Source organism: Nocardia sp. NPDC058497 (assembly GCF_042720195.1).
GTDB lineage: Bacteria > Actinomycetota > Actinomycetes > Mycobacteriales > Mycobacteriaceae > Nocardia.
Genome location: NZ_JBHXMY010000384.1, coordinates 1 through 5,784 on the forward strand (window position 1 = coordinate 1; position 5,784 = coordinate 5,784).

At 70.3% G+C, this 5,784-nt stretch carries 7 protein-coding genes and 1 pseudogene; 3 read left to right on the forward strand and 5 right to left on the reverse strand.

The window, feature by feature from the left end; genetic code table 11:
* Positions 1–450, reverse strand: a pseudogene (locus ACFWPJ_RS22595) (DNA-binding protein); the annotation flags it as partial.
* A gap of 173 nt (positions 451–623) precedes the next feature.
* Between ACFWPJ_RS22595 and ACFWPJ_RS22600 the strand changes: the two are divergent.
* Together ACFWPJ_RS22600 and ACFWPJ_RS22605 are read left to right on the forward strand one after the other, a co-directional pair.
* Positions 624–1,289 (forward strand): potassium channel family protein, encoded by a 666-nt coding sequence (locus tag ACFWPJ_RS22600; RefSeq protein ID WP_378854333.1) that lies wholly within the window; start codon positions 624–626, stop codon positions 1,287–1,289.
* A 5-nt stretch (positions 1,290–1,294) separates the two neighbouring features.
* Positions 1,295–1,966 carry a potassium channel family protein gene (locus tag ACFWPJ_RS22605; protein ID WP_378854335.1) on the forward strand — a complete coding sequence of 224 codons (672 nt, stop codon included), beginning with the start codon at positions 1,295–1,297 and terminating at the stop codon, positions 1,964–1,966.
* Positions 1,967–1,972: 6 nt separating this feature from the next.
* On the opposite strand, the gene ACFWPJ_RS22610 is transcribed toward ACFWPJ_RS22605, so the two are convergent.
* The 3 genes from ACFWPJ_RS22610 to ACFWPJ_RS22620 all read right to left on the reverse strand — a co-directional run bounded on the left by ACFWPJ_RS22610 (position 1,973) and on the right by ACFWPJ_RS22620 (position 3,879).
* A complete protein-coding gene (locus ACFWPJ_RS22610; RefSeq protein WP_378854343.1) occupies positions 1,973–2,593 on the reverse strand; it encodes a sigma-70 family RNA polymerase sigma factor in 621 nt (206 codons plus the stop codon).
* A 128-nt stretch (positions 2,594–2,721) separates the two neighbouring features.
* Positions 2,722–3,468, reverse strand: a complete 747-nt coding sequence (locus tag ACFWPJ_RS22615; RefSeq protein WP_378854337.1) for a DUF3159 domain-containing protein — start codon at positions 3,466–3,468, stop codon at positions 2,722–2,724.
* A gap of 3 nt (positions 3,469–3,471) precedes the next feature.
* A complete protein-coding gene (locus ACFWPJ_RS22620; protein ID WP_378854339.1) occupies positions 3,472–3,879 on the reverse strand; it encodes an OB-fold nucleic acid binding domain-containing protein in 408 nt (135 codons plus the stop codon).
* A gap of 74 nt (positions 3,880–3,953) precedes the next feature.
* Here ACFWPJ_RS22620 and ACFWPJ_RS22625 point away from each other — a divergent pair, with 74 nt between their 5' ends.
* Positions 3,954–4,691: an alpha/beta fold hydrolase gene (locus ACFWPJ_RS22625; protein WP_378854341.1), complete on the forward strand. Its 738-nt coding sequence runs from the start codon at positions 3,954–3,956 to the stop codon at positions 4,689–4,691.
* 133 nt (positions 4,692–4,824) lie between these two features.
* Here the strand turns inward: ACFWPJ_RS22625 and ACFWPJ_RS22630 are convergent, their stop codons facing one another.
* A complete protein-coding gene (locus tag ACFWPJ_RS22630; RefSeq protein ID WP_378854345.1) occupies positions 4,825–5,724 on the reverse strand; it encodes a DUF3710 domain-containing protein in 900 nt (299 codons plus the stop codon).
* Positions 5,725–5,784 lie beyond the last annotated feature (60 nt).

Here is a 5,784-nt window from a genome sequence, read left to right on the forward strand (position 1 = left end):
GAACAACACCTTGTGGGTGGCGACGAACGGGATCGCCGAGCCGATGTTCGACGCGGCCGAGGAGATCGACACCGCCACCGTGAGCACGTAGTCGACCAGCAGCGCGCTGCCGACCGTCAGACCGGCGGTCGGCCCCAGGTTCTTGGTCGCGACCTCGTAGTCACCGCCGCCGGACGGGTAGGCGTGCACGTTCTGCCGGTAGCTGGCGACCACCACGGCCATCACGAACGCGACGGCCAGCCCGACCCACGGCGCGTACATATAGGCCGAGATGCCCGCCGCCGACAGCACCAGGAAGATTTCCTCCGGCGCGTAGGCCACCGACGACATCGCGTCGGAGGCGAACACCGGAAGAGCGATACGCTTGGGCAACAACGTGTGGCCGAGCGAATCGCTACGGAACGGCCTGCCCAGCAGCACACGCTTGGCTGCCGTCGTCAACTTGGACACCGGGCTGAGCATAGAGGAGTTCACCGGCGCCATCGCGCGCACGTTCGCCCCGCCGGGCGGCGGTGTCGTGATTGTTTGCGTCGCCTCGCCCAGGGGAAAATGGGCGATGGGAGCATCCGGCGGGTACGGTCCATGCCGGACGCCACGGGTTCGGCAAGGAACGAGGGTGCACGGTGTACGTAGTGATCATGGGGTGCGGACGGGTCGGCTCGTCGCTGGCGCGCGCCCTGGTCCGGGTGGGACACGAGGTCACGGTGATCGACCGCGATCCCAGCGCGTTCCGCCGCCTGGGTGAAGGGTTCACCGGGCAGGAAGTAGTGGGTGTCGGTTTCGACCGGGATGTGCTGACCCGCGCGGGAATCGAGCGCGCCGACGCCTTCGCGGCGGTGTCCTCCGGTGACAACTCCAACATCATCTCGGCCAGGGTGGCCAGGGAGATGTTCGGCGTCGAACGCGTCGTCGCCCGGATCTACGACGCCAAGCGCGCCGAGGTCTACGAGCGGCTCGGCATCCCCACCATCGCGACCGTGCCGTGGACCACCGACCGGTTCCTGCGCACGCTGATCGGCGACAACTCGACCACGACCTGGCGTGATCCGACGGGCGCGGTGGCTGTCACGCAGCTCACGCTGCACGAGGACTGGTCCGGGCGCACCGTGCGCGATCTGGAACGCGAACTCGGGGTGCGGGTGGCGTTCATCCTGCGCTTCGGCCAGGGTCTGCTGCCCGAATCCAAGACCATCGTCCAGGCCGACGACGTGGTCTACGTCGCGGCGACGTCCGGCAGTGTCGGTGAGGCGGTCGCCCTGGCCGCCAAGGCTCCCCTGAGCGAGGACTGAACAACATGAAGGTGGCCATCGCCGGAGCGGGCGCCGTCGGGCGCTCGATCGCCAGGGAACTGCTGCGCGGCGGGCATCGGGTGATGCTGATCGAACGTCAACTCGACCACATCGACCCCGCCGCCATCCCCGACGCGGTGTGGGTGCACGCCGACGCCTGTGAGCTGTCGCTGCTCGAGAACGCTCAGCTCGAGACCTACGAGGTGGTGATCGCGGCCACCGGTGACGACAAGACGAACCTGGTGCACAGCCTGCTCGCCAAGACCGAGTTCGGGGTGCGCCGGGTGGTCGCGCGCGTCAACGATCCGCGCAACGAGTGGCTCTTCGACGAGTCGTGGGGTGTCGACGTGGCGGTGTCGACGCCGCGGCTGCTCGCCTCGCTCGTCGAGGAAGCCGTCTCGGTGGGTGACCTCGTCCGGCTGATGACGCTGCGGCAGGGACAGGCCAACCTGGTCGAGATCACCCTGCCCACCGACACCCAGCTGGCGGGCAAGCCGGTCCGGACGCTGGTCATGCCACGCGATACCGCCCTGGTGACGATCCTGCGCGGCGGCCGGGTGATCGTGCCGCAGCCCGACGACCCGTTCGAAGGCGAGGACGAACTGCTGTTCGTCACGTCGGTGGAGGCCGAAGAGGACCTGCGCCTGACGCTGGCCACCCACGGCATCAAACCGTAACGACGCTCAGGCGACCTGCAGCTCCGCGCGCAGCTTGTTCAGCGCGCGATGCTGCATCACCCGCACCACACCGGGACTGGTGCCGATGGCCTCGGCGGTCTGCGCCGCGCTCCAGCCGAGCACGATCCGCATGACCAGCACCTCGCGGTGGTTCGGCGCCAGCACCCGCATCAGGTCGCGGGTGGCCGCGCCGCGTTCGTGGGCCAGCGCCCACTCCTCCGGGCCCGCCGCACCGCTGGCGGCGTCGGGCAGCTCGGCCATCGGGTAGGCGGTGTGCTTGGCGCGGCGGAACGCGTCCGACACCTTGTTGGCGGCGATGCCGTAGACGAACGCCAGGAACGATTTTCCCTGGTCGCGGTAGCGCGGGATGGCGGTGACGGTGGCCATCAGCACTTCCTGGGTGACATCGTCGCTGGTGACGGTGAGATGACCGGTGGCGCCCATCCTGGCTGAGCAGTAGCGCCGGACCAGCGGATGCACCAGGCGCACGATCTCGGCGACGGCGTCGCGGTCACCGGCCGCGGCGGGTGCGATCAGTGCGTCCAGCTCGGCTCCGATGCGCTTGCTCTCCGACAGCACGGAGGCGGAGTACTTCGATGCGCCGGAGAGGCGGTGCTCGGGAGCCATCATGGTCGCCGGTCCTTTCACGATCACTGCGTTTTCGGTTACGCATTGATCGTGCGACGAACTCGCCGGCCGGACCAGGCACCCCAGGGTGGGTAGATCCCCACCTCCTGCGGCGCTTCGGTCACGGCTCAGGTGGGCGCGGAATCCGTTCCGGCGCGGGCGGAATCGGATTTCCCGACCGGCAGGTGACCGGCCCGGCGCACCGCCCACACGGTGACCACCAGGGCTACCGCCGTCAGCGGCCAGCCCATGCCGATTCTGGCCACCGCCAGCCAGGTGGTGTGGTCGGTGTCGTAGAGCTGCGACTGGACCAGGTAGCGGGCGCCGAACACGACCACCCACACGACCGTGGCCAGGTCGTAGAGCCTGCGAATGCGGCGATCGCCGCGCCAGGCGGTGCCGTGCCCGTTGAGGGCGCCCCAGATGACGCCGACCAGCGGCCACCGGAACAGGATCGACGCCGCGAACACGCCCGCGTACACCAGGCTGGTGTAGATCCCGAACAGGAAGTACCCCTTGGCCTCTCCCGTCCTGGAGGCGATGAACGCGCACACGCCGACACCGAGGAAACCGGAGATCGCCGGCTGCACCGGGCTGCGGCGGAACAGCCGCCACCCGAGCACGCCCGCGGCCACACCCAGTGCGGCCCAGATGGCCACGGTGAGGCCCGCGACGGTGTTCACGGGGACGAACACGAGCACGGGCAGGGTGGAGTAGATCAGGCCGCTGATCCCGCCCAGCTGCTCGAGCAGGGTCTGTCGGTGCTGCTCGACCTCGGCGTCGATCTCGGGGTCGACCGGGCTATCGGTCGCCACCGGCAGCGCCACAGTGGGTTCGGGGTCCGCGGCAGCGCGGTACTCGTCGCTGGAGGGCATACGTCAGCTGTTCCCGCGCAATTCGTAGTAGGGGTTGAAGATCACCTTGCGGCCGTCGCGGTCGCCGACGCGGCCACGGACCATGATGCGCCTGCCCGGTACGATCCCGGGAATGCGCCTGCGGCCGATCCAGACGAGGGTGATCGCGTCGGTGCCGTCGAAGAACTCGGCCTGCACGGTCGCGCCCGCGGCCTTGGGACACGCCTCGACGCTGCGCAGCCTGCCCAGAATCGTGGCTTCCTCACCGCGGCAACAGTCCGCCGCGCGCCGGGCACCGGAGGCGTCGGCCGTCTCCGCCAGCTCCTCGGCGTCGAGCTGATCGATATCGGCGGTCAAGCGGCGCCCGAGTCGACGGAAATATCCCGAGTCCGGACCCGATCCCGACTTGTGTCCGCCCGTGGATGACGACATGGCACGCTTCTCCCGCTAGTTGGCCGTACACCGCCACTGTAGATGGGCAAACGGGCGGCCGCTACGCTCGGTCCGTGTTGCGCACCCCATCCCAGGTCACCGTGGTCGCCCTGCCCGGAACCGGTTCCGACGCCGATTTCGCCGCCCGTGCGTTCGGACCGGCCGCAGCCGCGCACGGACTGGCGTTCCAGGCCGTCGAACCGGACCCGAAGGCCGTGATCGCGAGCTGTACCGCGGCTTTGGACGCCGCCGCAGCGCGCGGCCCCGTCCTGGCCGCAGGGATATCCCTCGGCGCCGCGATCGCACTCGACTGGGCAGCCGGGCACCGCACCGCGGTGGTCGGTGTCATCACAGCATTACCCGCCTGGACGGGCGCCGAAACCGCCTCCTGCCCGGCCGCGTTGAGCGCCTCGGTTACCGCCGAGCAACTGCGCGCCGACGGGCTGGACGCGGTGATCGAGCGGATGCGGGCGTCGAGCCCCGGCTGGCTGGCCGACGCGCTCACCCAGTCCTGGCGCGGACAGTGGCCGCACCTGCCGCAGGCACTCGACGAGGCCGCCGCCTACGCCTGGCCGACGGTCGAGCAGCTGGCCGACAGCGCGGTGCCGGTGGCCGTGGTCGGCGCGAGCGATGATCCGGTGCACCCGATCGCCGTCGCCGAACAGTGGGCGGCGACGCTGCCGCAGGCGCGGCTGCATCGGGTGACCCTGGCCGAGTTGGGTGCCGATCCGGCGGTGCTAGGACATGCAGGACTCACGGAATTGGCCGCCTTGCTCCCCCGCCTCTCCGCGACTTTTGCCGGTCGCGGCTAGGTAGCCCGTCCCTGACCGGGCCGACGGACGGGGATGGGTTGCGCGCTGGGCGTGCCCGGCGAGTTACCGATGTGTTCGCGAAATCAGTTGTCCCGCAGGATTGCCCGCTGCCTATCTCGCAGCGGGCACCTACCTAATTCAAACCGAGTTGCTGCATCGCCGACCCGTCCGCACCGCGGCGCGGCTCGTCGGGCAGCTTCGGGGGCAGCGCCGAGGTCGGCGGGGCCTGCGCGGCGGCGGCCTGCGCGGCCAGCGCCTGCTGCTGGGCCAGCACCTGCTGCTGGTGGGCGGCGGCCAGCTGTTCGGCCAGTTCCTGCGGCAGCACCACCGGCAGCGGATCACGCACGGGCAGCGGCTCGTCACCGCGACGCACCACGGCATCGGCCAGGACCGCGCGCGCGGCCGTGATCAGCGGGCTGCGCTCGTCCACCGCGCCCGACGGGCCCGCGGCGACCAGGCGGATCATCCAGCGCGGTCCGTCGACACCGATGAAGCGCAGGTCGGCGCCCTCGGTGATCGCCTTGACCTCGCGGCCCCACGGGCCCTTCTCCACGGCGACGCTCGCGCCGTCACCACGCAGCGATTCGGCCAGATCCGCGGCGACCGTGCGCCACTGCCCGGCCGACTTCGGCGCCGCGTAGGCGGCCACGGTGAGCCTGCCGTGCTCGGTGGCCAGATGCACCGCCTGCGGGGTGCCGTCCGGGCTCATCTCCACCTGCAGCTGCCCGCCCGCGGGCACAGGGATGACCACCGACCCCAGATCGAGGCGGCGCTCGATCATCTCGTCGGTGACCTCGCTGATGTCGTACGGGCCGGCGGCGGCGTCCGGCTCGTGGTCGAAATTGCCGTAGATGCGCTCGTCGGTGGGCGCGTCGTCGAAGTCGAGGTGCGCGAAATCGGGACGCTGGAACTCGTCGGTGTCGTACTCGTCGGAGTCCTCGAACTCAGCGGACTCGTCGTAGTCGACCTCGTCGTCGTAGGCCGCGTACTCGTCCTCGCGCGGTGCGCGCTTCTTCTTGCCGAACAGCCCCATTACGCCACCACGCCAGCCAGGCTGGCGTGCCCGCCGCTCAAACCGGAAACGCCGGGTCCC